Origin of the sequence: Arsenicibacter rosenii, assembly GCF_001870735.1 — a bacterium.
Taxonomy (GTDB): Bacteria; Bacteroidota; Bacteroidia; order Cytophagales; family Spirosomataceae; genus Arsenicibacter; species Arsenicibacter rosenii.
On record NZ_MORL01000264.1, the window covers coordinates 1 to 457 of the forward strand.

A 457-nucleotide genomic window follows, 5' to 3' on the forward strand; every position below is an offset into this window, starting at 1 on the left:
GAAAGCTCGTTTCAGAAGTTCACGCTCGAAAGCTTTGTCGAGTTCATGGATCTGCCCAAGGCGCTGCTGAAGATGCTGATATTTGCGCCCTTTATGCTCTACTACCTGTACCGGTATTTTTGGAAGGATTTCTTTTCAGAGCTAACCGCATGGCAACGTTGTCAATTCCTTCTTGGCTTGTTCGGGCTGTTCTTACTGCACTCAGCCTTATCGCACTTAATTACCCCCTGATGGGGCAATATCCCAAAAAGCGTTACCCGCTCTCCAGCACCGATGAAGCTGTTCTGCGTCAGGCTATTTTCGACACGCTGAGCCGCTTCATCGGCAAACGGGAAGGGAAGGTAAACAACTCCGCCCCGTGGATTACCGAGATCAATACCTACTGGGGCTTGCCTAAAACATCCCACTACTGCGCCAGTTCGCTGGCGTTCGGCCACGCTAAAAACGGGGTGATTTT

At 50.8% G+C, this 457-nt stretch carries 2 protein-coding genes; both read left to right on the forward strand.

Annotation, left to right across the window (positions count from 1 at the left end; translation table 11 throughout):
* Positions 1 to 231: hypothetical protein (locus tag BLX24_RS33555; RefSeq protein WP_218160756.1), on the forward strand; the 231-nt coding region annotated here is incomplete at its 5' end.
* Positions 231 to 457 (forward strand): hypothetical protein (locus tag BLX24_RS31185; RefSeq protein WP_143092984.1); only part of this gene is annotated, 227 nt, incomplete at its 3' end. The genes BLX24_RS33555 and BLX24_RS31185, both read left to right, overlap by 1 nt.